Source organism: Pandoraea sp. CB10b_02 (genome assembly GCF_002216225.1).
Taxonomy (GTDB): Bacteria; Pseudomonadota; Gammaproteobacteria; order Burkholderiales; family Burkholderiaceae; genus Pandoraea; species Pandoraea nosoerga.
In genome coordinates, this window is the sequence record NZ_NJGW02000002.1 from 360,589 (window position 1) to 385,433 (window position 24,845).

Consider the following 24,845-nt stretch of genomic DNA (forward strand, 5'->3'; position numbering starts at 1 on the left):
CCTCGTCCGTGACATCGTCTCACCGCACGGGCAGGAACTGCAGGAATTGAGCGCCGAGCAGGTTCTGGACATACCCGATGCCTGCGCGGCGGTACTTCTCGTCGAGCATTTCGGCGAGCAGATCGAGCCGGCCGATGATTTTGCCGAATTCGCGCTCGAAGCTCACATTGCGTACGTCCGCCATTTCGTTGGCCAGCAGCAGCGGCCGCCCGGACAGGTCGTGGCGGCTCGCCAGCAGCCATGCCGCGATCTCGACGTTGCGTGCGGCGTTGTAGATGCGCTGCGCGTCGAGTCCGTCGCTCAGGTAGAACACCGTGGCACCGCCGTGCGCCGTGATGATCGTGTCTGCCAGGCTAAAGACGAAGGCCGCCACCCGATCGCCGTCGAACGACGGTTCGAGCGACAGCGACAGCGCCTTCACGTCGCGCAGATCCTTCAGTCCGGGCAAGCTTCGACGCTCCTCGACGCACGCACGCAACCGCGCCATCGCCTGCGCCTGCGTTGCCGCCCCGCTCTTGCGCCATTCACGCGGATTGCGCTTGTACAGCTTGTCCGCGAGCCGATAGAGGCTCTCCAGATTCGCTCGCATGCCGAGCGTGGCCATGCGGTTGATGTCAGTCTGCGCAAGGTCCGCGGTGGTCATGGACGTCGAACGGACCTTGCCGCGATCCGTAGGCGCGTCCTGATACGACGCGCACCCCGCGCACACGGCGAGAGCCAGCGCCGCCAGCGCGTATGCCGGTTGTGCCAGCCGTGGCGCCCATCGTACTGGCGGCACCGGCACTGGCGGCACTGCCCGCACCGGCTGCGCATGTCGTTGTCGTCGCGGCCGCCGCGCAAGCCGCCCGTGCAGTCCATACCGTTGGGTCATGAGTCGTTCGCTATCGATCAGCGACCGACTCTACGCGATCAACGCGCCGACTTCGCACCAGCACCGGCGGAAAATTGTGACAATCGGTAACGCGCCCTCCTTACAGACCTCCTGGTCAATCACGCCCCTCTTCAATCACCCCCTCTTCAATCACCCCCTCTTCAATCACCCCCTCTTCAATCTCGCCTCGCGGCCCCACGGCTGCTTCAAGGCACCAACGCTTCGCGCGCCTCGGCGAAAAGCGGATGCGCCATCGCTTCTTCAAGCCGGAGCACCGGCGTGACGCAGCAATCGGCGTGCGCAAAACGCGCGGTCCACTCTGCCTGCGTGGCGCTCGCGAACACCGCCGCGAGTTCGGCCTGCAGCGTGCGAGCGTCCTCGGCGCCGACCGCCTGCCCGAGCGACCAGTGGCGAGACTTCCAGTCACTGCGTCCGAGCACGTCGCACAGGGTCTGCCAGAACTTGAGCTCGAGCGCACCCACCGCCATGTAACGCCCGTCCCGCGTGCGATAGACCTGATAGCACGGCACGCCGCCGTTGAGCAGGTCGTCGCCGGCGCGCGGCGCCCGCCCTTGCCGATGCATGGCGACGGCCGGCACGAGGTTCGATCGGAACACCTCGTGCGTCATTGAAATGTCGAGCCATCGTCCGCGCCCCGTCCGCTGCGCCGAGACCAGTGCCGCGAGCACGGCCTGCACTGCCGCCTGTGCGCCGCCATAAAGGTCGCCGATCTGGAAATTGGGCACGATGGGCGCGTCGCCCGCATCGCACAACTGGTCGAGCACGCCGGCGTAGCCGATGTAGTTGATGTCGTGCCCGGCCGCCTGCGACATCGGTCCGTGCTGTCCGTACCCTGAGATCGACGCCATCACGAGCGACGGCCGATGCCGCGCCAGCGTCTCGTAACCGAAGCCAAGGCGCGCCATCACGCCGGGCCGAAACCCTTCGAGCAGCACGTGCGCACGCGCGACGTGCCCGAGGAACGTCGTGCGGTCCGCGTCGTCCTTCAGGTCGAGGCGCGCCACCGTCTTGCCACGATTGAGCAGCCGCCAGAACGCGCTCGGCGCGGATTCACCCTCGCCCAGCATCATCTCGCGCGCGTAGTCGCCCGAGCCCCTGTCCTCGATCTTGATGACCTCCGCCCCCATCTCCGCGAGCCGCATGCCCGCCAGCGGACCGGGCAGCAGACGTGTGAGGTCGAGCACCACGACGCCCGCGAGCGGCAGTTGCGGCGCGGTGAAAGACGGATCGGAAGACTCGGCGGCGTTCCTGCCGCGATCGCTGCGCGGTGCGCCGGACGTGCCGGGCGTATCCGATGTGTCGGATGTGTCGGATGTGTCGGATCTGTCGGATCTGTCGGATGATTGGCTCATGACGTGGCGAATGATGACGGTGGGATAGCCACACCGTACCGCGCCAGGGCGACTGCCCGCAAGCAGAGAGCGGGCATAAGCGGTTCGGACAACTCCGAATCATCGGATTACGGGATGGCTCGCGGCGCGCGCCGCCTTCGCTGCCAGACGCGCCCCCGCCACGGCGCAGGTTCGCCTCCCCTCAATCGTGGCCGCCCTCCCACAGCACGGGCCCGGCGCCATTGTCCGGCGCGTTGGCGCCGGCGAGCGCCCCGGGCGCGCGCCCGTCCATCGGTCCGGCCACGACACCGTCGCTCCGCAGCTTGGCGATCTGCGCGTCGCGATAACCCAGATCCCGCAGAATTTCGTCGGTATGTTCCCCGGTCGAGGGCAGCGGCCGACGTGCCGGCAGCCGCTGTCCGCCCATCGTGATCGGCAGCAGCGGCACCTGCGTGCGCTCGCCGTCGTCGGTCTCCAGTTCGCCCAGCCCCCCGCTTGCCCGCAGGTGCGGGTCGTCGAACAGCGCCTGGGGCCTGACGATCGGCGCAAACGGCAACCCGTGACGCTCGAATGCCGCCGCCAGATAGCTCGCGTCGAAGCCCAGCACCATCTCGCGCAGCAACGGCAGCAGCCAGTCGCGCTCGCGCACGCGGTCGTTGTTGGTAGTCAGTCGCGTGTCGTCGGCGAGATCCTGACGGCCGAACACGTCGCAGAAAATGCGCCACTGTGAATCGCTCACCACCGCCAGAAAAATCTGCGCGCCGTCACGCGCGGTGAACACGTCGTACACGCCCCAGGCCGACACGCGCGCCGGCATCGGGTCCGGCGCCACGCCCGTCACCGCGTATTGCTGCATGTGCTGCGCCGCGAGCAGCACGCAATTCTCGAACAGCGCGCCCTGCACTTCCTGCCCGCGCCCCGTGGACTTGCGCTCGTAGAGCGCGGCCAGCGCGGCCAGCGCGCCGAACACGCCGCCCATGATGTCGTTGACCGACGACCCGGCGCGCAGCGGCTGCCCCGGCGGCCCCGTCATGTACGCGAGCCCGGCCATCATCTGCACCACTTCGTCGAGTGCGGTGCGCGTGGCATACGGCCCCGGCAGAAAGCCCTTCAGGCAGACGTAGACGAGCGCCGGATTGAGTCGCGAGAGCGTGGCGTAATCGAGACCGATCTGTCGCATGCGTCCCGGCTTGAAGTTCTCCGTCACCACGTCGGCGGTCGTCACGAGACGCAGGATCAGCTCACGCCCCTCGGGCCGCGTGACGTCGACGGCCAGGCTGCGCTTGTTGCGGTTGAACGTGCGGAAGAAGCCCGCGCCGGTGCCCAGCAGCCGCCGAGTGGCGTCGCCGCCGACCGGCTCGACCTTGATGACGTCCGCGCCGAGGTCCCCGAGCACCATGCCGCATGCCGGCCCCATCACCATGTGCGAAAACTCCACGACGCGGATGCCTTGCAGCGGCATCGGGGTCGCAGGGGTCACGTCCTGCATCGATTACCCTCCGGAAGCGGCGCCCCACGCCTCGCCGTGCCGTCGCGCACCGCGCTGCCGGCATGCGTTGCGAAGCCGTCGCGTCGCAATTGATCGAAGCCGACGAGGTAGCCCGCCAGCGCGCTCGCCGCCACCGTGGCGGGGCTGCCCAGCCACATCTGCCCGGGCCCCGAACGACCAGGGAAATTCCGATTCTGTGCGCTGATGACCACCTCGCCCGCCGTTTGCGACACGCCGGGCCCGGCATTCACGCAGGCGCCGCATCCCGGGGCAAGCAGCGTCACGCCCGCTGCGCGGAATACCTCGGTATAGCCCTGCGCCTCGCACCACGTCCGCACGTCCTCGCTGCCGTACTGCAGGTAGAAGCGCACGCCATCCGCCACCCGGCGCCCTTGCGCGAGGCCCCAGGCGAGCACGTCGTGGCAGGCCCGCAGATCGTCGCGCTTGCTGCCCGTGCATGAGCCACCGTAGGCGATGTCGATGGCAATCGGCGCCGACAGGCGCGAGAGCGGCAAGCCGTTGCCCGGGTCGCCGGGGCTGGCCACCATGGGCTCCAGGCCCGCGCAGTCGATTTCGATGACGTGGGCGTAGGACGCCTGCGCATCGCTCGACATCCACGGGGCAATCTCGAAGTCGATGCCACGGCGCTCGCGCAGATACCGCACGGTTTCCGCGTCGGGGGCGACAAGGCCGGTGAGCCCGCCGATCTCCGCGACCATGTTGGTCAGCGTCGCGCGCTCATCCGTGGACAGATGCGCCACCGCCTGCCCGGCGAACTCGATGACCTGGCCGATGGCGCGCCCGTCGCGAATGTAGGGCAGATGCAGCAGGTGCAACGCGAGGTCTTTCGCGCCAACGCCGGCCGGCAGCTTGCCGTGCAGGTGCACGAGACAGGTGCCCGGTACGGCAAGCCGCACGTCTGCCGTCAGCCAGGCGTTGGCCATCTCGGTCGCGCCCACGCCGAACGCGAACGCCCCGATTGCCCCGCAGTGCGGCGTATGTGAATCGGTGCCCACAACGACCTGTGCGGGCAGCGCATAACGCTCGAGCATCAGGGCATGGCAAATCCCCTCCGAGCCGCCGCCTGGCGCCCGCCCGTGCAGGCGCAGATCGTGCTGCGCACAGAACTCCCGCTGTACGGCGCCCAGCCGCCGCGCCGCGTCGAGCAACGCCGGGGGACGGCCGCCGTCGGCGCTCACGGCCTCCAGATGCGTGAGATGGTCCTCGAAACAGAGCATCGACGCGCGCTCGTGCAAATCCGGGGCGGCATCGCCGAAGGCATGTCGCAGGAAGCTCACGGCCATCGGCGTGACGTACTCGTGCGAGAAGCGCCAGTCGGCCGGCACGAACACGGCGTCGCCGGCCCGCACGCGCGGCACGCCGAGCGCCCGGGCAACGATCTTCTCGCCATAGGTCATCGGCCCCGCGGCATGCGACGGTGTCGGCGGCACCACCTCGCCCGCGAGCCGCCGGCGCGTGTAGCTGAACAGGCCGCCGCTTCGCACGATCGCTTCGGCCAACGGGTCGCAGTCTTCGAGGAAGACTTCGATGGGCACCTCGTCGCCCGCCTGCAGACGCTCCGCGAGCGTGAGGTCGGTCGACATCAACAGCCCCAGGTTCTGACAGTTCTGCGCGTAGATGCGCTCGAAGCTCTCCGCAATGACGATGCGAATGCCCGCGCACCACTCGGCGAAGGGACTTGCCTCGCGCGACGAGCCCTTGCCGCGACGCATGCCGGACACCGACACCACGAAGCCGCCCTCGCGCACGGCGCGCGGCCTGACCGGAAATGCACCGGCGGGATCGTCGGCGCCTTCGCTGCATCGCAACCCGACGTACACGTAGTCGCCGAGCGTCTCGTCGAACGCGAGGCATGCGCGGGCGGGCGTGATTTCGTCGGTCGATATCTGCTCGCGCAGCGGCCCCGCCTCGTCGCGCGTGAGCGACTCGCCGGCCAGTTGCCGCTTCATGGCGTCGACGCTGTCGCTCAACCACAGCACACGCCCGTTCAATCGCACGGTGGCTTGCATGAGTCCGCTCCTCGAGGTCTGCCGCATGGGTTCACCCGATCCGGGCGCAAGTTCCGTGCCGGACAGGCGCGCGACGGCGTTGGCGAGATGGAGTCATGGCGTCATGGCGTGCAAGCGCGCGTTCCTCAGGGGTACTGGCGATTGGCTTGCGCAGCGAAAGTGTTGGTCCAAGTGTCGCCCAGACGAATCTGCGCGGGCCTGACCTCGGGGGTGAACGAGGCAAGCGCCCTGAGCGCCGTGGCCGGGCCGCCGGGCGGCATCATGCCGTCAGGCGAGAACGCCTCGCGACAATTGTCGAACGCCTTCAGGTACAGCGTCTTGTCGCCGAGAAGGTAGGGCTCCGGAACGGTCTTGATCAGATCGGCCGCCGAAGCGTGCTGCAGCCACTTGTCCGCGCGCACGATGGCATTGGCCAGCGCCTGCACCGTGCGCGGGTGCTTCTGAATGAAGCTCTGGGGGGCGTACATCACGGCCGCCGGCATCGGCCCGCCGAACACGGCCCGCGTGCCGGCCTGCGTGCGCGTGTCGACGAGGACCTTCAGATCGCCCGATTCGGTGAGCAGCGTCATCATCGGGTCGACGTTGGAAATGGCGTCGACCTGCCCGCCGCGCGCCGCGGCCACGACCGTCGCGTTGCTGCCGACGCCCACGATGGACACGTCACCCGGCTTGAGTCCCGCCTGGGTGAGCGCCACGTTGACCAGCATGTGCGTGCTCGAGCCCGGCGCGCTCACGCCGATGCGCATGCCCTTCAGATCCTTGACCGAGCGGACCTGCGCGGCATGCGACCTGACTACGCCAAGCACGAGTTGCGGGGCGGCGCCAAGGACGACGAACGACTGATACGTCAAGCCCTTGGTCTGCATGAGGAGCGTGTGCTCGAATGCACCGGTGCCTACGTCCGCACTGCCGCCGACCACGGCCTGCAGGGCTTTGGAGCCGCCGGCAAAGTCCTCGATGGTCACGTCGAGTCCTTCCTCTCGGAAGTAGCCGAGCTGCTCGGCGATCGTGAGCGGCAGATAGTAGAGGCCGGGCTTGCCGCCGACGGCGATGGTGATCTTCGGTTTTTCGAGCGGCTGGGTCGGTGCGGCCGAGGCGCCGGCGCTCAGGCTCAGCGCCACGAGGCCCAGCGCCATCAGCGCAAGCACAAGAATCAGACGTCCCACGGCCTCGCGCACGCGGCGCGCTTCGGCTTGTGTCATCGCGTGTCTCCCCCCGCCGGATGCGGGATACAGGCGCGCCCCGGCTCGTCGGCCGGAATCGCTATCGGCTCCAAGAGCATCGTTCGCCGCCCCGCCCTTCGACAAGCGGTGTTTCGGCATGCCAGACATCGTCGTTCACGATGCCTGGCGCCGGTGCCGCCTCACTGGCCACGTCACCGGCCGCATCACTTGCCTGGTCACTTGCCTCGCCGCCCGCGACGTCACGTGTTACCCCTTGTTACGTTACGTGCGCACAAATGGTCGACCAGCATGCGCGAGGCGACCGGCAACGCGTCGTAGCGGCGCACGCAAACGATGAGACGTCGCTGCGCCCACGCATCGGTGAGTGCAACGATGCGCAACGCCTCCCCGTCCGTCACCTGCGAATAAATGCCCACGGCTTCCTGCGGCGCCACGGCCAGTCCCAGCTGGGCGCGCACCATCCGGCACACGGCTTCGAACGTCGAGACGTGGATGCGAAACTTGACCGTCTTGCCCTGCTCGGCGGCGAGCCGGCGCAACACGGTGTACATGGCGCTGTCGGGGTGTACGCCGACGTGGTCGAAGTCGAGCGTATCGGTAAAGGCCAGCTGTTGCGCACCGGCGAGCGGGTGTTCGCGGTGCAGGACCACCACGATGCGATCGTGACGGTATGGGAAGACCTCGACGTCGCGCGTGTCGACCGCGTCCCAGCAGATGCCGATGTCCGTTGCGCCGTCGGCCACGCCACGCACCACCTGCGCGCTGGTGTGCTCTTCGAGGTCGACCTTCACGCCTTCATGGCGGCGCAAAAAGGCGCCGAGCTCGTCGGGCAGCGTTTCGACGATGGACGAGACGTTGGCGAAGATGCGAATGTGGCCGCGCACGCCGCTCGTGTATTCGGACAGGTCGCCCTGCATCTTCTCGAGACTGCGCAGAACGTTGCGCGCGTGGTGCAGCAGCGCCTCGCCGGCGGGCGTGGCGCGCACGCCCCACTTGTGTCGCTGCAGCAGCGCGGAGCCGACGAGCGACTCCAGGTCGTTGATTCGCTTACTGACGGCCGACGGCGCAATGAACTCGCGCTCGGCGGCGCGCGCAATGCTGCTCTCTTCGCAAACGGCCACGAACAGTCGCAATGAGACGAGGTCGATTCGCCAAAGCGCCATGCCCATCTCCCGAAGGGATTGCATTGACCGCGATTTTGCGGCGAGTGTGGCGAAAACGCCACTCGGCGCCGCCCCGGCGACACAGGAAAACAACAACCGGCAGCCGCCTGTGGCGGCGAGCGGGCCCGGACGACGCTCGCCCGAGCGGGTAGCGGGGAGCTCGCGCCTGGCGCGCCATTGGCGCCAAGGCGACGGCGCGAAGACGGTGGGACCGAAGCGATGGCACCAGGGCGACGGCGCGAAAGCCGCGGCGCGAAACCACTTCGGACCGACAGGTTGCACCCCGCCACCGGACGTCTTGCGTCCGTCTTCCAGTCCAGGTGCCGGTCCCTCCCCGCAGGACCGCTAGCGCATCGCCCCCGAGAGCAGCACCGCCGTCCAACCGCCGTCTGCCGCGTGGAACGATGCCTCAGGCGGCGGCGCCGACGCCAAGGCCATGAACAGCCAACATTTGCAAATGACGATCGCAAGCATGTTGTTGACGTCCGATCATCCCGGTTTCGCTGCCGGGTCTGATTTGACTATAGTGCGGCGCTATCGGCGGGGCAACTCCCGATCGTTCAAATGTATTTTTCGGGATATCGGCAAGCGCGCCGCGAAGGGCGGCGTCGGCCGGCGAGCCGCCGCCGGTGGCGATGACGTCACCGGCGCCGAGCGATCGCGCGCGCGAGCACCAGCACCGGCAGCATGCCGACGAGCACGAGCGTGAGCGCCGGCACCGCGGCCTCCGCAAGCCGCTCGTCCGCGGCCAGGTGGCTCGCGACGACGGCGAGCGTGTCCATGTTGAATGGCCGCAGTGCGAGCGTGGCCGGCAACTCCTTCATGACGTCGACGAACACGAGCAGCGCGGCCGTCAGTACGCTGCCGCGCAGCAGCGGCAGGTGCACGCGTCGCAGCATCGCCCAGCCGCCCACGCCGAGGCTGCGCGCGCTGGCGTCGAGATTCGGCGGAATGCGCGCGAGGCCGGCGTCGACGCTCTGCAGCGCCGCGGGCAGAAACCGCACGAGATAGGCATAGACGAGCACGCCCGCCGTGCCCGCGAGCACCAGGCCTTCGGCGCCGAGCCGATCACCGAGCCACGAGTCGAGTCGCAATACCGGCGTGAGGATGCCGAGGGCGATCACCGCCCCGGGGATCGCGTAGCCCACGCCGACGAGCCGCACGGCAACGTGCGTCACGCGACCGGGGGCGAGGCGTCGGGCGTAGCCCAGCACGACGGCGAAGGCGGTCGCCACGAGCGCGGCCGCCCCCGCGAGACGTACCGTGTTGTAGACCCACTCGCCATAGCGCGACCATGGCACCTGATCCAGTTCGCCGAGCGCCAGCCGTAACATGATGAGCGCGGGCAGCACGAAACCGATGAATAGCGGCAGCGCACAGGCAAGCGTCGCGAACCAGGCCTTGCCGCCGCGCAAGACTGCGCGGCGCGAGGTTGCCGGAGCGCGGCCCGGCGCCCCGTAGTAACGCAGGCGCGCCCGGCTGCGCGCCTCGGCGATCAACAGCACCAGCACCGCGAACAGCAGGCACGCGCTAAGTTGCGCTGCCGCGACGCGGTCGCCCATCGACAGCCAGGCGCGGTAGATGCCGGTCGTGAACGTCGGCACGCCAAAGTAGGCCACGGCGCCGTAGTCGGCGAGCGTCTCCATCAGCACGAGCGCGACACCCGCCGCGAGCGCCGGGCGCGCGAGCGGTAAGGCCACGCGCACGAACGCCTGCGCCGGCGTGCACCCGAGCGTCCGGGCCGCTTCGAGCAAGCGCTGACTGTGCTCGAGGAACGCCGTGCGCGCAAGCAGATAGACGTAGGGGTAGAACGCGCCGGCAAAGACCCACGCCGCGCCGTACCACGAACGGATTTCCGGAAACCACGCGAGCCGCTCAGCCGCGAGCAGCCGGCGCAGCGCACTTTGCACCGGGCCGGCGAACTGCAGGAAATCGGTATAGGCGTAAGCGGTGACATACGCCGGCATCGCGAGCGGGAGGATCAACGCCCACTCCAGCACGCGCCGCCCGGGGAACGCGTAATGCACGACGAGCCAGGCGCTCGTCACGCCCATCACCACCACACCGGCGCTCACGGCCAGCGAGATGCGCAGCGAATTGAGCGCGTACTCGGGCAACACCGTGTCGAGCATGTGCGCGAGAACGGCACGGGTCGCATCGCCGCCGGCGCCAACGGCCGCCACGATGCCGAACATCGGCACGAGCACGACCAGCGCGGGCAGCCATGCCACCAGGCGCCATGCCCATCTGCCGGCCCAACGCCCTCGCCGCGAGCGGCGCACGAGGCGGTGCGCAATCAGCGCTTGCGGCGCGCTCGCGCACGGCAACGGCAGATCGGTGGAGACAGGCTCGGCGGCGGCGCGCGGCGGGGGCGTCGATGACATCGGTAAAGGGCCGTGGAAGCGGTGATCGGTTGGCGCGAGAGGGGCTGCAGGCAACGTGCGCGACAAGATATGGCTCCGTACACGCGCCCGCTCCGCCCTCTGCGCCCCCTCCTTTGGGAACCGGCGGATGCCCGCCGGTCTAAAGCGTTGTAAATTATACGCATTCGCAATTGTGACTCTGACGGCCCGGCCCGTGGAAAGTGCCCGGCCCGCCGTCTCCCAGTGATTTGGTACGGAACGCCCGGGCCTCGCGAGGTGCGTCACACCTCGCGTCGTCCACGGCCAGATCTGCGGCCTCCTTTACGATCGACGCCTACGACTCTTACGACGCCAACGACGCCTGCCCCCTGCGATCCCCCCGATCCCCACCATCCTTAACGACGCGCTTCCGCCCTCTCCCGATGCCACTGCCCTATCTGCTGCTCGACCACATCAGCGTGAACTACGCGGCCGCCGGCCACGTACACACGGCCGTTCGCGACCTGTCGCTCTCACTCGCGCGCGGCGAGATCGGCTGCCTGCTCGGGCCGTCCGGCTGCGGCAAGACGACGGTATTGCGCGCGGTATGCGGCTTCGAGCCGCTCGCGGGCGGCCGCATCGTTCTCGACGGTCATGAGGTGGCCAATGCCCGGTCGAGCGAGCCACCCGAGCGGCGCCACGTCGGCGTGGTGTTTCAGGACTACGCGCTGTTCCCGCATCTGAGCGTGGCGCGCAACATCGCCTTCGGGCTGGGGCGCATGGCACGCGCCGAACGTGAGGCGCGCGTCGCGACGCTTGCCGAACGCGTAGGGCTGGCCGGGGCGCTCCACAAGTACCCGCATGAACTGTCCGGCGGTCAGCAGCAACGCGTGGCGCTCGCACGGGCGCTGGCGCCCTCGCCGGCCCTGCTTCTGCTCGACGAACCGTTTTCGAACCTCGATCTCGATCTGCGCGAACGTCTGGCCGTGGAGGTGCGGGAGATCATCCGGGCGAGCGGCGCCACGGCAATCCTGGTCACGCACGATCAGCACGAGGCGTTCGCCATGGCCGATCGCATCGGCGTGATGCACGCGGGCGCGATCGCCCAGTGGTCGCCGGCACGGGAACTGTGGCGAGCGCCGGCGAATCGCGTGGTGGCCGATTTCGTGGGGCGCGGTGCGTTCATTCCCGGCACGTTCCGCGGCAACGCCGGGGGCGGCGGCATTGCACTCGAACTCGGGGAAATCGCCGTCTCGCCCGCGCTGGCCGAGCAGTTGCTGCGCGCCGCGGGGGACGCGTATCCCGTCGACGTCGACGTGCTGCTGCGCGCCGACGACATTGCGCACGATCCGGCCAGCCCGTTCGAGGCCTTGCTCGTGCGCCGCGCGTTTCGCGGCGCCGATCAGCTCTACACGTTGCGGCTGGCCTCGGGACGCGAAGTCCTCGCGCGCGTGGACGGCGACTTGTCGCACGAGGCCGGCGAACGCGTCGGGCTTCGGCTCGCCGTGCAGCATCCGGTGGCGTTCGTCGCGACGCGGGCGGCATCCGGCGCACCGGGGGTAATGGGCGCGACAACCGAGGCGACAGCGGAGGCGACAGCGGAGGCGACAGCGGAGGCGACAGCGGAGGCGACAGCGGAGGCAACAACGGAGACGACAACGGAGACAACGGCGGCCTGACGCACTGCGGGGCGCCTGCGCGCAGACGCTGGTAAAATCGCGCAAAACGGATGGGCCTATGAAACAGTACCTCGACTTCATGCGCCATGTACTCGAACATGGCACGGACAAGACCGATCGCACCGGCACGGGCACGCGCTCGGTGTTCGGCTACCAGATGCGCTTCGACCTGCAGGCCGGCTTCCCGCTGGTCACGACCAAGAAGGTGCATATCAAGTCGATCGTGCACGAACTTCTGTGGTTCTTGCAGGGCAGCACGAACGTGCGTTATCTGCAGGAAAACGGCGTGTCCATCTGGAACGAATGGGCGGACGCCGACGGCGAGCTCGGTCCCGTCTACGGCGCCCAATGGCGCTCGTGGCCAACGCCGGATGGCGGCCACATCGACCAGATCTCGCAGCTCGTCGAACAGATCCGCAAAACGCCGGACTCGCGCCGCTTGATCGTCTCGGCCTGGAACGTCGGCGAGATCCCGCGCATGGCGCTGCCGCCATGCCATGCGTTCTTCCAGTTCTACGTGGCCGATGGCAAACTTTCCTGCCAGCTCTATCAGCGCAGCGCCGACATCTTCCTCGGCGTGCCGTTCAATATCGCGAGCTATGCGCTGCTCACGCACATGATGGCGCAGCAGACCGGGCTCGACGTGGGCGACTTCATCTGGACGGGCGGCGACTGCCACCTGTACAACAATCACCTCGAGCAGGTGCGCACGCAACTCGATCGCGAGCCGTTCCCGCTGCCGAAGCTCGAAATCGCGCGCAAGCCCGACTCGATCTTCGATTACCGCTTCGAGGACTTCCACATCGTCGGGTACGAAGCGCATCCGCACATCAAGGCGCCGGTGGCCGTATGACGATTCTGACGCTGGTGGTAGCCCGCGCCGCAAACGGCGTGATCGGACGCGACAACCAGTTGCCGTGGCGTCTGCCGGAAGATCTCGCGCACTTCAAGCGCACGACGCTCGGCAAGCCGGTCGTGATGGGCCGCAGGACCTATGATTCGATCGGGCGTCCGCTGCCGGGCCGTCGCAATATCGTGGTCTCGCGCAATCCCGAGCTCAAGATCGAAGGCTGCGAAGTGGCGGGCTCGCTCATCGATGCCATGCGACTGTGTGTGGGCGCCGACGAAATTTGCCTGATCGGCGGTGCACAGCTGTATGCGCAAGCACTGGCAAGCGCGGACAAGGTGGTCGTCACCGAAATCGCGAAGGCTTTCGAAGGCGACGCCCACTTCCCGGCGTTGTCGCCGGCGCAGTGGCGCGAGACGGCGCGCGAGACGCATCACTCGCCGGCGCCAAACGACTTCGACTACGCGTTCGTGACTTACGAACGGATTTGAACGCAGGGCCTTCGGGCCCGATCATTCGATCGAAAAAAAGCGCCGGCCGCCCTGTCGGAACGGCTCGGCGCGCGTGGCCGCTTGCGTGTGCAGCCGACCGGCTCCATGGCGGGGAAGAACGCGCTCGATTGCCTCGCGCGCCCGCCCGGCCACGTCAGCCGCCCAGATATGCCTCCAGCACTCGCGGATTACCCAGCAGATTGCGGCCCGTGTCGTCCAGCACGACCTTACCGGTCTCCAGTACGTAGCCGTGCTGCGCAATCTTCAACGCCTGGCGCACGTTCTGCTCGACCAGGAAGATCGTCAGGCCGTCGGCGTTGATCTCCTTTAGCGTGTGGAAAATGCCCTGCACGATGATCGGCGCGAGTCCCATCGACGGTTCGTCGAGCAATAACAGACGCGGCCGTGCCATCAACGCGCGGCCGATCGCCAGCATCTGCTGCTCACCGCCCGACAGGTTGCCCGCCATCTGATCCAGACGCTCCGCCAGCCGCGGAAAACGCTCGAGCACCTTGTCGAAGTCCGGCTTCACGTTCTGCCGATCGCGGCGCGTGTACGCGCCGAGCTCGAGGTTCTCGCGCACCGTCATCGTGGTGAGCGTGGCGCGACCTTCCGCAACTTGCACCAGCCCGCGCTGCACGATCTTGTTCGGCGTCAGTCCCCCGATATCTTCGCCTTCGAACAGGATCGTCCCCGCCTGCTTCCGGATGAGACCAGACAACGCAAGCAGCGTCGTCGACTTGCCTGCGCCGTTGGCCCCCACGAGCGAGGTGATCTCGTGCTCACGCAAGGAAAAGTCCACGCCCTTCACGGCCTCGATATGCCCGTAGGCGACCTTCAGGCCCTTCACTTCGAGCAGCGCGCTCATGCCTTGTCCTCCGCGCCGACTGCCAGTGCAGCCGCATCATCATCGTCGTCGCGGCCCAGATAGGCCTCGATCACCTGCGGGTTGTGCTTGATCTCGTCGGGCTTGCCCTCGGCAATGATCTTGCCGAAGTTCAGCACCGCGATCCGCTCGCACAGCCCCATCACGAAACGCATGTCGTGCTCGATCATGAAGATCGTGTACCCGCGCGCCTTGATGTTCTCGATCTCGCTCATGAGATCGACCTTCTCGCCGGTGTTCATGCCGGCGACGGGCTCGTCGAGCAACAGCAGCTTGGGCTCTGTCGCCAGCGCACGCGCGAGTTCGAGCTTGCGCTGATCGCCGTATGAAAGATTGTCGGCAATGTCATGTGCCTTGTGATCGAGCCTCACCCACGACAGCAGTTCGTGCGCGCGCTCGCGCGAGCGCTTCTCCATGTCGCGAAAACCCGGCAGCGAAAGCAGCAGGCCGGCCGGACCGTAGGTGAGATGACGATGCATGCCGACCACCACGTTCTCGATCAGCGTCATCTCCTTGAAGATGCGGATGTTCTGAAACGTGCGCGCGATGCCGCGCTGCGTGATCAGGTGCGGCTTCTGGCCCACGAGACTTTCGCCGTCGAACGTGATGCCGCCCCCGGTCGGCTGCAACAGGCCCGTGATCAGGTTGAATACGGTCGTCTTGCCGGCGCCGTTCGGGCCGATCAGCCCGAAAATCGTGCCCTGCGGCACTTCGATGTTTACGTCCTGCAGAACGTGCAGGCCGCCGAATCGCTTGGAAATATTGGAAAGCTTGAGCATGTCGTGTCCTCCTTCCGCTCACGAGGAAGAGGCCGAACGCGTCTTGCCGGCCCGGAACCAACGGCGAAAACGCATCGGGTCCCAGATGCCCTTGGGCAGGAACAGCACGATCAGCACGAGGATCAGGCCATTCACCACAAGACGGAAATCGTTGAACGCGCGCAGCAGCTCGGGCAGCAACGTGAGAATCGTGCTGCCGAGCACCGGGCCCACCAGACCGTTGATGCCGCCGAGAATCGCCATCGTCAGAATCTCGACGCCACGATCGAAACCGAACTCGTTCGGCCCGATGAAGAACGTCAGGTGAGCGTTGAGCGCGCCCGCCAGGCCGGCCAGCACGGCGCCCAGCACGAAGGCCAGCATCTTGTAGCCCGTGACGTTGATGCCCATGAGGCCGGCAGCCGTCTCGTCTTCCTTGATCGCCTCGAAAGCGCGGCCGATCTTGGAGCGGCGCATACGCCACAACACCGCCAGCACGATCACCACCGCACCGGCCACGTGCCACCACTGCGTGAGCTGCGGAATGCCGTTCAGGCCAAGCGCGCCGCCCGTGAGGTCTTCGGTGTTGAGAATCAGCACGCGCACGACCTCGCCAAAGCCGAGCGTCGCCATCGCGAGATACACGCCCGACAGCCGCAGCGTGGGCTTGCCGATGATGAACGCGATGAGCGCCGGGGCCGCCATGCCGCCCGCGAGCGACACGGCAAACGAAGTCTCGTAGTTCATCGTGAGCAGGGCCGCCGTGTAGGCGCCGATGCCCATGAACGCCGCATTGGCCATTGCCAGCATGCCGCACGAGAGCGTGAGATAAATCGACAGGGCCAGCAGCGCGTTGGTGCCGAGTGTGAGCACCAGGTTGCTGTAAACCGCCCAGAAATTAGTGAACCAGTCCATTGCGCCCCCGTGATTACGCTTTGCGTTCGAGCACTTTGCCGAACAACCCCTGCGGACGCACCAGCAGGATCAGAAACAGCAGGCCGAACGCCACGGCGTCGCGCATGTTCGAGCCGATGTAAGCCACCGACAGCACCTCGGCAAAGCCCAGGAACAGCCCGCCGATCATCGCGCCGCGAATATCGCCCATGCCGCCGAGAATGATCACGGCAATGCCCTTGTGCAGCATCGGCTGGCCCATGAGCGGGAACACGGCGTTGGAATACAGACCAATCAGCACACCTGCCATGCCGCCCAGACCCGCGGCCGCGAACGAGGTGGCGAGAAACAGCCCTTCGACGTTGATCCCGAGCAGATACGCCGCCTTGGGAGACTCGGCAATGGCGCGCAGCGCGCGGCCGAGTTGCGTCTTCTTGATCGTCGTGATGAGCACGGCCATCAGCGCGAACGAGATGAAGATGATCGCCATTTCGAGCGCCGTCATGTGTACGCCGGCCACGGTGATCGTGTCCTGCGAGACGACGTCGTATGGAAAGCGCAGGTTCTCGGCGCCGAAGATGCCTTGCACACCGTTGTTGAGCAGAATGCCCACGCCGATGGTCGCGATCATCGGAATCAGGTGAGGCGCGCCGCGTTTGCGCAGCGGCTTGAGCACCAGCACGTCGATGATGAGTCCGAGCAGGCCGGCCGCCACGACGGCCACGATGATAGCCGCCCACAGCGGCAGATGCAGACGGACGACGGCTTGCAAGGCGGCGTATGCGCCGACCATGAAGACCGCGCCGTGCGAGAGATTGATGACGCCGAGAATGCCGAACACGAGTGTGAACCCGAGCGCGAACAAGGCGTACACGCACCCGAGGGAGAGCGCGTTGACGAGTTGCTGTTCCAGCATGGTGTGTATTCCAGCCTGAGGGACGGGGGCGCGCGCCGCGCGGGGGTGCGGCGTGCGCCAGAAACGCCGATGGGCGTAGCGCCTTTCGGCCCTACGCCCATGCGGACTTCTTCAAGTACTGCCGGGCTGCTTACTTCTCGATGACGTACTTGCCGCCCTTGGTTACGCTCACGATCGGCGCCTGCTGCGCGTCGTAGCCGGCCGGCTTGCCGTTCTTGCCCATCGCCTGACGGAAGGCGAACGCACCGGTCGCGCCGTCATGCTTGACCTTCGGCAGCGCGTCGCGCAGCGCCTTGCGGTCGGCTTCGAGGTTGCCCGAGATCTTCACGTTCTTGAGCGCGCTCGCGGCAATGTACATGGCGTCGTAGGCTTGCGCGGCGAACTGGTCCGGGGCCACGTTGTACTTCGCCTTGTAGGCGCCGATGAACTTCGTGTTGGCCGGCGTGTTGTTCTCGATCGACCAGGGGCTGCCCACCCACAGGCCGTCCGAGCTGCCCTTGGCCAGATCGAACACCTTGACCGAGTTCATGCCGTTGCCGCCGATGAACGGCACGTTGATACCCAGTTGGCGAGCCTGCACCATGATCGGCGCCCCTTCGGCGATCAGCGCCGACAGCACGATGGCGTCCGGGTTGGTCGCCTTGATCTTGGTGAGCTGCGCCTTGAAGTCCACGTCGCCCTTGGCGAACGTTTCCGTCGTCGTGACCGGGATCTTCAGGTCTTCGAGCGCCTTCTTGAAGTTGTCGTAGCCGCTTTTGGTAAACACGTCGTCGTTGCCGTACAGCACCGCGACCTTCTTGATGCCCGTGTGCTTGGCCGCGACCTTGATGGTCTCCGGCAGTACGTCGGCTTCGGTCACCGAGTTGCGGAAAATGAAGTCGCCGATCGACGTGATGCCGTCAGCCGTGTTCGACGTGCCGAACGCCACCGTCTTGCCGGCCTGGGCAATCGGGTCGGCCGCCTGGGCCGAGTTCGACAGCGTCGGGCCGAACACCATGAGCACCTTGTCCTGGAAGATCAACTTCTTGAAGACGTTGATCGCCTCTTCCTTCTTGCCCTGCTCGTCCTCGATCTGAAGCACGAGCTTGTTGCCGTTGATGCCGCCGGCGGCATTGATCTCGTCGGCCGCGAGCTGGAAACCGTTCTTGATGGCCGCGCCATACTGCGCGGCACCGCCCGACAGCGCCTCGGCCACGCCAATCTTCAGATCGGCCGCGTGAGCCGCAGCCACCATCCCCGTCGCGACAAGTGCGCACAGCAACTTGGTCATGGTGCTTTTCATGAGTCCTCTTCCTCCAATACCTAGTCTCTAGTTATGAGAAGGCGCGCCTTATGGGCGCGCCCATTACCCTAACTACCGTGTCGGTTCTCAAGCCGCGGCTTAAGAAAACTCCTAAGCATAACGCAAACTGCTGGCGACGGACACGACAAAAGGGGTTTTGCCCCGTTTTGGCGCATAAATGCAACGCACTTATGGCGCCATAACGGCTTTTTGCAGCATCAATGACCGGCGATGGTCATTTGTTCAATCAGGATTGACCCGACCTCCTTGGTGCCGCGCACGAGCGTGTCGGCGCCGATGGCGACGATCTGGCGGAACATGTCGTTCAGGTTGCCGGCGAGCGTGATTTCCTCCACCGGATACTGGATCTCGCCGTTTTCCACCCAGAAACCGGACGCGCCGCGCGAGTAGTCGCCCGTCACGTAATTCACGCCCTGCCCCATCAGCTCCGTGACGAGCAGGCCTGTGCCGAGCTTGCGCAGCATGGCGCGGAAGTCGTCGTCCGGCGCGGTCAGCTTGCTGTACATGCGCAGGTTGTGCGAACCGCCGGCATTGCCGGTCGTCTGCATGCCCAGCTTGCGCGCCGAGTAGGTCGAGAGGAAATAGCCCTGCACCACACCGTCGCTCACCACGTCGCGCGCGCGCGTTTTCACGCCCTCTTCGTCATAGGGCGCACTGCCCATGGCGCGCGGCACGTGCGGGTCCTCGTGGATGCCGACGTGATCGGCGAAAACCGGCTTGCCGAGACTGTCGACCAGGAACGTCGCCTTGCGGTACAGCGCTCCGCCGCTCACGCCCTGCACGAAAGCGCCCAGAAGGCCGGCGGCGAGGGGCGCCTCGAAGAGCACGGCGCACTTGCGCGTGGACAGTTTGCGGGCATGCAGACGCGCCAGCGCGCGCTCGGCGGCGTAACGCCCGACCGCTTCGGGCGAGGCGAGGTCCTCGGACGCACGCTTGGACGAATACCAGTCGTCGCGCTGCATGTGGCTGCCCGAGCCCGCGATCGGCGAGACGGACAGGTAATGGCGGGAATACGGGTAGCCGGAGAGGAAGCCGCGTGTCGTGCCCAGCATGAACTGCGAGTGCTGCGCCGAGACGCTCGCCCCTTCCGAATTGCGGATGAGCGGACTCACGTCGAGCGCCGCCTTCTCGGCGCGGCGCGCCAGCTCGACCGCATCGTCCGCGCTGATGCGCCACGGATGGAACAGCGAGAGCTCCTGCGGGTGCATTTCGAGCAGTTCGGCCTCCGCCAGCCCCGCGCAATCGTCTTCCGCGGTGAAGCGGGCAATGTTGTAGGCGGCGTCGACGGTGTCATGCAGCGCCTTGCGCGAGAAATCGGACGTGCTGGCGTTGCCGCGACGCTGACCGATGAAGACCGTCACGCCCACGAGCTTGTCGCGGTTGCGCTCGATCGTCTCGACTTTGCCGCGCCGCACCGAGACCGACAGTCCGTCGCCCTCCGAAATCTCGGCAGCGGCGTCGGTGGCGCCGAGCGAGCGGGCGTACTGCAATACGTCGCTGACGATTTCCTTGAGTTGGTCCTGAGTGTGCGTGAAGTGCTGGGTCGCTTGAGACATCGGCGCGATTGGGTCAGTAGCTGAATGGGAACCGCCATCTTAGCGCGACTTACTCTCCGTCGCGCGGCGGCCATGCAACTATTTGGCGGCCGCGCGCCGCGCTACAATAGCGCCCATGACGCACATTCAACGCTTTAACCGTATCGCCCACAGCGAGCTTTCCGAGCAAGGTCCGAGCAAATCCCAGCGCAAGCGCGAATCCCATGCCTTGCAGGACCTGGGCGAAGAACTGGTCAATCTGGCCAAGGACGCGCTCGCCCGCGTGCCGATGCCCGAAAACCTCGAGCAGGCCGTGCGCGAGTGCCGCAAGATCACCGCCCACGAAGGCCGGCGCCGCCAATTGCAGTATGTGGGCAAGCAAATGCGTTCGCTGCACGAATCCGAAGTCGAAGCGATTCGCCGCGCGCTCGACGCCATCAAGGGCGTCTCGAAGGCGGAAACCGCCAGGCTGCACTCGCTCGAGCGCTGGCGCGAACGCCTTCTGGCCAGGGACGAAGCCCTCACCGAGTTGCTCGCCCAGCACCCGCAGGCCGATGCCCAGCAATTGCGCACGCTCATTCGCAACGCACGTCGCGAGCAAGCGGCGCAAAAGCCGCCCAAGGCCTTTCGCGAGCTGTTCCAGGCGCTCAAGGATTTGCTCGTGAACAGCCCGGCCAGCCCCGAAACTTCGGAAGACGCCGATAGCCACCTGCCCGAATTCCCAACCCGCGAGGAAGACTGATGGTCGCGCGCTCACATCCGGACGAACTTCGCGTCGGCCTCGTATCGATCAGCGACCGCGCGAGCCAGGGCACCTACGAAGACCAGGGCATCCCGGCGCTGCAGACGTGGCTGGGCAGCGCGCTCACCTCGCCGTGGGTCGCCGAGACGCGCCTGATTCCCGATGACGCCGAAGGCATCACTGCCACACTGATCGAACTCGTCGACACGATGCAGTGCGACCTCGTGCTCACGACCGGCGGCACAGGCCCGGCGCGGCGGGACGTCACGCCCGAGGCCACGCTGCGCGCCGGCACCAGGGAGATGCCGGGGTTCGGTGAGCAGATGCGTCAGATCAGCCTGCGCTTCGTGCCGACGGCCATCCTGTCGCGGCAGGTGGCGGTCATTCGCGAAACCGCCGATCACGCGGCGCTCATCATCAACCTGCCGGGGCAGCCGAAGTCGATCAAGGAAACGCTGGAAGGCTTGCGCGACGCGGACGGAAAGTCCGTGGTGGCCGGAATTTTCGCCGCGGTGCCCTACTGCATCGATCTGATCGGCGGCCCGTACATCGAGACGAACGAGGCCGTGTGCAAGGCATTCCGTCCGAAGAGCGCGATTCGCGCGCCGAAATCCGTCTGACGGGATCTTCGCGGGCCCGGCGCGCTCGGCCTGCCAGCATGGCGCCATGAAAAACGCCAGCGTCATGCACTGGCGTTTGTCCGGTGTCTCGCCGGGTGTTTCCGCATTAAGCGGCCGCGGCAGGCGCGACGCGCCTGAGCCAGCTCCCACGTCAGGCGGATCAGGCCGATCAGGCGGATCAGGCCGATACGATCGCCGCGCCGGACTCGGGGCCGCCAGGCACCGAGGTCCTCAGGAAGTGCTCGCGGTAGTACACGAGCTCGTCGATGGACTCGTGGATGTCGGCCAGCGCCGTGTGTGCGGCGCGCTTCGTGAACCCCTTGTAGACGGCCGGCTCCCAGCGGCGGCACAGTTCCTTGAGCGTGCTCACGTCCAGATTGCGATAGTGGAAAAACGCTTCGAGCTTGGGCATGTAGCGCGCCATGAAGCGGCGGTCCTGGCAAATCGAGTTACCGCACATCGGTGACTTGTTGGGCGGCACGTATTGGGAGAGAAACTCGATCAGCCGGGCTTCGGCCGTCGCTTCGTCGATCGTGGACGCCTTGACGCGATCGATGAGGCCCGAGCGGCCATGCGTCGACTTGTTCCAGTCGTCCATGCCGTCGAGTACCGCGTCCGATTGATGGATGGCGAACACCGGGCCTTCGATACGACGTGTGAGCGCCGAGTCCGTGACGACCACCGCCACTTCGATGATCCGGTCGCTCTCAGGCTGCAGACCGGTCATTTCCATATCGAGCCAGACCAGATTGAACTCGGCGCGCGCGAGCGCCAGTTCGCTCTCGGCTGGCGTGGAATTTTGGGACGAAGTGGCGGACATGATCGGAGGACTCTGGAAAACGCGTCGGTGGACGGCCAGCCAGGCGCCTGGCCGGTCGAAAGAACTTATAATTCTCGCATACTTCGGATTCTTCTTAAGCACATGTTCACCTATCTCTTCGTGATCTTCCTGCTGGCGATGGTCATGACCAAACTGTGGCTGGCCGCCCGCCAGATCCGCCATGTGGTCGCGCACCGGGCCGCCGTGCCCGCGCGGTTCGCCGATACGATCACGCTGACCGATCACCAGCGCGCCGCCGACTACACGGTCGCCCGCACCCGCCTGGGCATGGCGGAGATATTCGCGCAGGCCGTGCTGCTCGTGGCGTTCACGCTGCTCGGCGGGCTGAACGCGCTGCACATCGGCATTTCGGAATGGCTCGGGCAGGGTTACGTCGGCCAGATTGCGCTGATCGGCGCCGTGCTGCTCGTTTCCGGCATCGTGGACCTGCCGTTCACCTATATCCGCCAGTTCGTGATCGAGCAGCGCTTCGGCTTCAACCGGATGTCGCTCGGTCTGTTCATTGCCGATCTTCTCAAGGGCACGGCCGTGGGCATTGTGCTCGGCCTGCCGCTGCTCTTCGTCGTACTCTGGCTGATGGAGCGCGCCGGGACCCTGTGGTGGCTGTACGCATGGGTGGTCTGGGTCGCGTTCAACCTGTTCGTGCAGTTCATCTTCCCGCACGTCATTGCACCGATGTTCAACAAGTTCGAGCCGCTCTCGGACGCCTCGCTGGCGCAGCGCATCGAAGGCCTCATGCAACGTTGCGGCTTCGCGGCGCGCGGGCTGTTCGTGATGGACGGCTCCAAGCGCTCGGCGCACGGCAACGCGTATTTCAGCGGCTTCGGGCGCGCCAAGCGCATCGTATTCTTTGACACGCTGATCGAGCGGCTCTCGCCCGCGGAAATCGAAGCCGTGCTCGCGCATGAGCTCGGCCATTTCAAGCGTCGCCACATTACCAAGCGGCTGGCCGTCGCTTTCGCGCTTTCGCTCGCGTTTCTCGCGCTGCTGGGCTGGCTCGCCGGCCGCACGTGGTTCTATACGGAGCTGGGCGTGATGCCGTCGATGACCGGCAGCAACAACGCACTGGCGCTGGTGCTGTTCTTCCTCGTGCTGCCGGTGTTCGGCTTCTTCGCCAGCCCGCTGAGCAGCCTGAGCTCGCGCAAGCACGAGTTCGAGGCCGACGCCTTCGCCGCGAGCCAGACCGAGGCCGGCGATCTGGTCAACGCGCTGGTCAAGCTGTACCAGGACAACGCCTCGACGCTCACGCCCGACCCGGTCTACACGGCGTTCTACTACTCGCATCCTCCGGCCTCCCAGCGCATCGACCGTTTGCTGGGGCACGCATGAAGCGCGGCGTGAAGGGCAAGGCTTCGCCGGTTGCCGTGACCGCGCAGCAGGCGCGCCGCCACGGACGCGTGACGGCGGCACACGGCCGCCACTACCTCGTGGAAGCCGACGATGGCGAGACGGTGCTGTGTTTTCCGCGCGGCAAAAAGAGCGAAATCGCCGTCGGCGACGAAGTGCAATGGGCGCGCACGGGCGACCAGGGCGTGATCGAGGAGATTCTGCCGCGGCGCAATCTGTTGTACCGGTCGGATCAATTCAAGAGCAAGCTGTTCGCGGCGAACATCGATCAGCTGGTCATCATGCTCGCGACCGAGCCGTATTTCAGCGAAGACCTGCTGGGCCGGGCGCTCGTTGCCGCCGAAGCCAACGAACTGCGCCCGCTCATCGTCCTGAACAAGACGGACGTCACGCACGCCGTACCGGCCGCCCGCGAACGACTGGCGCCGTACCGCGCGCTGGGCTACGAAGTGCTGGAACTGTCGGTGCGCGCCGATCCGAAAGCCGCGACGGCCTTGCTGCAGCCGCGGCTCGCGCACCAGGCCTCGCTGCTGCTCGGACAATCGGGGATGGGCAAATCGAGTCTCGTGAACTTGCTCGTCCCGGACGCCGACGCCGCGACTCGCGAGATCTCGACGGTGCTCAATTCCGGCAAGCATACGACGACCTTCACGCGCTGCTTCCATCTGCCTGAAGGCGGCTTGCTGATCGATTCGCCCGGGTTCCAGGAGTTTGGCTTGCACCATCTCAAGGAGGGTGCGCTGGAGAGGGCCTTTCCCGAGTTTCGTCCGCTGCTGACGGGTTGTCGGTTCTACAACTGTCATCACCTGAAGGAGCCGGGCTGCGCGATTCTCGAGGCCGTTGCGGCGGGCCGCGTCTCGGCACAGCGCCATGCGCTCTATGCGCAGCTCGTGCATGAGTCCGAGCAGCAGATTCCGTACTGAAACGGTCTTCGCATGCCGCGCCGGACATGAAAAATGTCCGCTGTCAAGTCCTGAGGACTGGTATGCAGTTGTCTATAAGGTCTTCTGGCGCAATGAGTTAGGCGAGATTTCAACCTTTGCGCAGATTCCGCGCTTCCTTCACCAGGGGCCGTACAGGTGCGACGCAAGGATGTGCGCAGGAGTGCGCCTAGCAAAGCAGGGCTGCTTATGGCAGCGTTGCGCCGCCCATCTGTCGGTGCTACTTCATGCTCGCCAGCGAGGATCGACCGTCCAATGAGCAGAAGGCTATGAATCAGCCATTGTCGTCTTCTTCGCTTCGTTCAACACCCACTGGGCAAACACCTGTATCGGTACGCCGCTCAATTCGATCGGCTCGGGAAGGATGAGGCAGAAGGTTTTGGCGACCGTGTTGCCCTCCGGCCACGGTGCAACCAATCGGCCAGATGCCAATTCCGTTTCTGGAGTTGCCCCTGTAACTCAGGACACGTGGACACCGTTAGGTTGATGACGCCGCTGCTCGCCTGAACTCGCGAGGCGAGCGGTATTTCAGGGCTTTGTGCGGGTGGCGCTCATTGTAATGTTCAAACGCAATGGCCAGACGCGAGAGCGCCGTTGGCGCATCGGGCTTGTCC

The 24,845-nt window shown here is 66.3% G+C and carries 22 protein-coding genes and 1 pseudogene; 7 read left to right on the plus strand and 16 right to left on the minus strand.

What is annotated here, in order from left to right:
• Positions 1-19: 19 nt before the first annotated feature.
• From CDN36_RS03430 to CDN36_RS03460, 7 genes are all read right to left on the minus strand, one after another.
• Positions 20-643: a hypothetical protein gene (locus CDN36_RS03430; RefSeq protein ID WP_353846838.1), complete on the minus strand. Its 624-nt coding sequence runs from the start codon at positions 641-643 to the stop codon at positions 20-22.
• 434 nt (positions 644-1,077) lie between these two features.
• Positions 1,078-2,244 (minus strand): CaiB/BaiF CoA transferase family protein, encoded by a 1,167-nt coding sequence (locus tag CDN36_RS03435; RefSeq protein WP_287495993.1) that lies wholly within the window; start codon positions 2,242-2,244, stop codon positions 1,078-1,080.
• A gap of 181 nt (positions 2,245-2,425) precedes the next feature.
• A complete protein-coding gene (locus CDN36_RS03440; RefSeq protein ID WP_287495994.1) occupies positions 2,426-3,712 on the minus strand; it encodes a CaiB/BaiF CoA transferase family protein in 1,287 nt (428 codons plus the stop codon).
• The gene (locus CDN36_RS03445; RefSeq protein ID WP_150554955.1) at positions 3,700-5,742 is read right to left on the minus strand and encodes an aconitase family protein; all 2,043 of its coding nucleotides are present in this window, start codon (positions 5,740-5,742) and stop codon (positions 3,700-3,702) included. The genes CDN36_RS03440 and CDN36_RS03445 overlap by 13 nt, the downstream gene beginning before the upstream one ends.
• A gap of 125 nt (positions 5,743-5,867) precedes the next feature.
• Positions 5,868-6,944 carry an ABC transporter substrate-binding protein gene (locus CDN36_RS03450; protein ID WP_287495995.1) on the minus strand — a complete coding sequence of 359 codons (1,077 nt, stop codon included), beginning with the start codon at positions 6,942-6,944 and terminating at the stop codon, positions 5,868-5,870.
• A gap of 221 nt (positions 6,945-7,165) precedes the next feature.
• Positions 7,166-8,089, minus strand: coding sequence for a LysR family transcriptional regulator (locus CDN36_RS03455; protein WP_150554953.1), 924 nt, complete (start codon positions 8,087-8,089; stop codon positions 7,166-7,168).
• A gap of 641 nt (positions 8,090-8,730) precedes the next feature.
• Complete coding sequence (locus CDN36_RS03460) at positions 8,731-10,473, minus strand: ABC transporter permease (RefSeq protein WP_287495996.1); 1,743 nt, start codon at positions 10,471-10,473, stop codon at positions 8,731-8,733.
• Between the two features lie 401 nt (positions 10,474-10,874).
• Between CDN36_RS03460 and CDN36_RS03465 the strand changes: the two genes are divergently transcribed.
• From CDN36_RS03465 to CDN36_RS03475, 3 genes are read left to right on the plus strand one after another with little or no spacing between them, the layout of a single operon-like run.
• Positions 10,875-12,110, plus strand: a complete 1,236-nt coding sequence (locus CDN36_RS03465; protein ID WP_287495997.1) for an ABC transporter ATP-binding protein — start codon at positions 10,875-10,877, stop codon at positions 12,108-12,110.
• Positions 12,111-12,168: 58 nt separating this feature from the next.
• Positions 12,169-12,963, plus strand: coding sequence for a thymidylate synthase (locus CDN36_RS03470; protein ID WP_150554950.1), 795 nt, complete (start codon positions 12,169-12,171; stop codon positions 12,961-12,963).
• A complete protein-coding gene (locus CDN36_RS03475) occupies positions 12,960-13,448 on the plus strand; it encodes a dihydrofolate reductase (RefSeq protein ID WP_150554949.1) in 489 nt (162 codons plus the stop codon). Before CDN36_RS03470 ends, CDN36_RS03475 begins: the two co-directional genes overlap by 4 nt.
• Before the next feature lie 154 nt (positions 13,449-13,602).
• Here CDN36_RS03475 and CDN36_RS03480 read toward each other — a convergent pair whose 3' ends face one another.
• The 6 genes from CDN36_RS03480 to pmbA form a co-directional block, all read right to left on the minus strand.
• Complete coding sequence (locus CDN36_RS03480) at positions 13,603-14,316, minus strand: ABC transporter ATP-binding protein (protein ID WP_150554948.1); 714 nt, start codon at positions 14,314-14,316, stop codon at positions 13,603-13,605.
• The gene (locus CDN36_RS03485) at positions 14,313-15,113 is read right to left on the minus strand and encodes an ABC transporter ATP-binding protein (RefSeq protein WP_150554947.1); all 801 of its coding nucleotides are present in this window, start codon (positions 15,111-15,113) and stop codon (positions 14,313-14,315) included. The genes CDN36_RS03480 and CDN36_RS03485 overlap by 4 nt, the downstream gene beginning before the upstream one ends.
• An 18-nt stretch (positions 15,114-15,131) precedes the next feature.
• Positions 15,132-16,007, minus strand: a complete 876-nt coding sequence (locus tag CDN36_RS03490; protein WP_150554946.1) for a branched-chain amino acid ABC transporter permease — start codon at positions 16,005-16,007, stop codon at positions 15,132-15,134.
• 13 nt (positions 16,008-16,020) lie between these two features.
• Positions 16,021-16,902 carry a branched-chain amino acid ABC transporter permease gene (locus CDN36_RS03495; RefSeq protein WP_287495998.1) on the minus strand — a complete coding sequence of 294 codons (882 nt, stop codon included), beginning with the start codon at positions 16,900-16,902 and terminating at the stop codon, positions 16,021-16,023.
• 130 nt (positions 16,903-17,032) lie between these two features.
• On the minus strand, positions 17,033-18,184 hold the full coding sequence (locus CDN36_RS03500) for an ABC transporter substrate-binding protein (protein ID WP_150554944.1): 1,152 nt from the start codon (positions 18,182-18,184) through the stop codon (positions 17,033-17,035).
• Positions 18,185-18,402: 218 nt separating this feature from the next.
• Positions 18,403-19,761, minus strand: a complete 1,359-nt coding sequence (pmbA, locus tag CDN36_RS03505; RefSeq protein ID WP_150554943.1) for a metalloprotease PmbA — start codon at positions 19,759-19,761, stop codon at positions 18,403-18,405.
• A gap of 115 nt (positions 19,762-19,876) precedes the next feature.
• On the opposite strand from pmbA, the gene yjgA reads away from it, so the two are divergent.
• Positions 19,877-20,482 carry a ribosome biogenesis factor YjgA gene (gene yjgA, locus CDN36_RS03510; protein ID WP_150554942.1) on the plus strand — a complete coding sequence of 202 codons (606 nt, stop codon included), beginning with the start codon at positions 19,877-19,879 and terminating at the stop codon, positions 20,480-20,482.
• Positions 20,482-21,102 (plus strand): molybdopterin adenylyltransferase, encoded by a 621-nt coding sequence (gene mog, locus CDN36_RS03515; RefSeq protein WP_150554941.1) that lies wholly within the window; start codon positions 20,482-20,484, stop codon positions 21,100-21,102. Before yjgA ends, mog begins: the two co-directional genes overlap by 1 nt.
• Positions 21,103-21,280: 178 nt before the next feature.
• On the opposite strand, the gene orn is transcribed toward mog, so the two are convergent.
• A complete protein-coding gene (orn, locus tag CDN36_RS03520) occupies positions 21,281-21,922 on the minus strand; it encodes an oligoribonuclease (protein WP_150554940.1) in 642 nt (213 codons plus the stop codon).
• A gap of 102 nt (positions 21,923-22,024) precedes the next feature.
• Here orn and CDN36_RS03525 point away from each other — a divergent pair, with 102 nt between their 5' ends.
• Together CDN36_RS03525 and rsgA are read left to right on the plus strand one after the other, a co-directional pair.
• Complete coding sequence (locus CDN36_RS03525) at positions 22,025-23,272, plus strand: M48 family metallopeptidase (RefSeq protein WP_150554939.1); 1,248 nt, start codon at positions 22,025-22,027, stop codon at positions 23,270-23,272.
• Positions 23,269-24,213: a ribosome small subunit-dependent GTPase A gene (gene rsgA, locus CDN36_RS03530; RefSeq protein ID WP_150554938.1), complete on the plus strand. Its 945-nt coding sequence runs from the start codon at positions 23,269-23,271 to the stop codon at positions 24,211-24,213. The genes CDN36_RS03525 and rsgA overlap by 4 nt, the downstream gene beginning before the upstream one ends.
• Positions 24,214-24,498: 285 nt before the next feature.
• Here the strand turns inward: rsgA and CDN36_RS03535 are convergent.
• Positions 24,499-24,666 (minus strand): annotated as a pseudogene (locus CDN36_RS03535) (LysR substrate-binding domain-containing protein); the annotation flags it as partial.
• A gap of 43 nt (positions 24,667-24,709) precedes the next feature.
• Positions 24,710-24,845, minus strand: a 136-nt coding sequence (locus CDN36_RS03540) for an integrase core domain-containing protein (protein ID WP_287496006.1), incomplete at its 5' end; no start/stop codon positions are given.

What these genes read in the sequence shown, in the direction of transcription:
- CDN36_RS03430 (WP_353846838.1), bottom strand. Translation starts at nt 643, where the DNA reads ATGACCACCGCGGACCTTGCGCAGACTGACATCAACCGCATGGCCACG.
- CDN36_RS03435 (WP_287495993.1), bottom strand. Translation starts at nt 2,244, where the DNA reads ATGAGCCAATCATCCGACAGATCCGACAGATCCGACACATCCGACACA.
- CDN36_RS03440 (WP_287495994.1), bottom strand. Translation starts at nt 3,712, where the DNA reads ATGCAGGACGTGACCCCTGCGACCCCGATGCCGCTGCAAGGCATCCGC.
- CDN36_RS03445 (WP_150554955.1), bottom strand. Translation starts at nt 5,742, where the DNA reads ATGCAAGCCACCGTGCGATTGAACGGGCGTGTGCTGTGGTTGAGCGAC.
- CDN36_RS03450 (WP_287495995.1), bottom strand. Translation starts at nt 6,944, where the DNA reads ATGACACAAGCCGAAGCGCGCCGCGTGCGCGAGGCCGTGGGACGTCTG.
- CDN36_RS03455 (WP_150554953.1), bottom strand. Translation starts at nt 8,089, where the DNA reads ATGGCGCTTTGGCGAATCGACCTCGTCTCATTGCGACTGTTCGTGGCC.
- CDN36_RS03460 (WP_287495996.1), bottom strand. Translation starts at nt 10,473, where the DNA reads ATGTCATCGACGCCCCCGCCGCGCGCCGCCGCCGAGCCTGTCTCCACC.
- CDN36_RS03465 (WP_287495997.1), top strand. Translation starts at nt 10,875, where the DNA reads ATGCCACTGCCCTATCTGCTGCTCGACCACATCAGCGTGAACTACGCG.
- CDN36_RS03470 (WP_150554950.1), top strand. Translation starts at nt 12,169, where the DNA reads ATGAAACAGTACCTCGACTTCATGCGCCATGTACTCGAACATGGCACG.
- CDN36_RS03475 (WP_150554949.1), top strand. Translation starts at nt 12,960, where the DNA reads ATGACGATTCTGACGCTGGTGGTAGCCCGCGCCGCAAACGGCGTGATC.
- CDN36_RS03480 (WP_150554948.1), bottom strand. Translation starts at nt 14,316, where the DNA reads ATGAGCGCGCTGCTCGAAGTGAAGGGCCTGAAGGTCGCCTACGGGCAT.
- CDN36_RS03485 (WP_150554947.1), bottom strand. Translation starts at nt 15,113, where the DNA reads ATGCTCAAGCTTTCCAATATTTCCAAGCGATTCGGCGGCCTGCACGTT.
- CDN36_RS03490 (WP_150554946.1), bottom strand. Translation starts at nt 16,007, where the DNA reads ATGGACTGGTTCACTAATTTCTGGGCGGTTTACAGCAACCTGGTGCTC.
- CDN36_RS03495 (WP_287495998.1), bottom strand. Translation starts at nt 16,902, where the DNA reads ATGCTGGAACAGCAACTCGTCAACGCGCTCTCCCTCGGGTGCGTGTAC.
- CDN36_RS03500 (WP_150554944.1), bottom strand. Translation starts at nt 18,184, where the DNA reads ATGAAAAGCACCATGACCAAGTTGCTGTGCGCACTTGTCGCGACGGGG.
- pmbA (WP_150554943.1), bottom strand. Translation starts at nt 19,761, where the DNA reads ATGTCTCAAGCGACCCAGCACTTCACGCACACTCAGGACCAACTCAAG.
- yjgA (WP_150554942.1), top strand. Translation starts at nt 19,877, where the DNA reads ATGACGCACATTCAACGCTTTAACCGTATCGCCCACAGCGAGCTTTCC.
- mog (WP_150554941.1), top strand. Translation starts at nt 20,482, where the DNA reads ATGGTCGCGCGCTCACATCCGGACGAACTTCGCGTCGGCCTCGTATCG.
- orn (WP_150554940.1), bottom strand. Translation starts at nt 21,922, where the DNA reads ATGTCCGCCACTTCGTCCCAAAATTCCACGCCAGCCGAGAGCGAACTG.
- CDN36_RS03525 (WP_150554939.1), top strand. Translation starts at nt 22,025, where the DNA reads ATGTTCACCTATCTCTTCGTGATCTTCCTGCTGGCGATGGTCATGACC.
- rsgA (WP_150554938.1), top strand. Translation starts at nt 23,269, where the DNA reads ATGAAGCGCGGCGTGAAGGGCAAGGCTTCGCCGGTTGCCGTGACCGCG.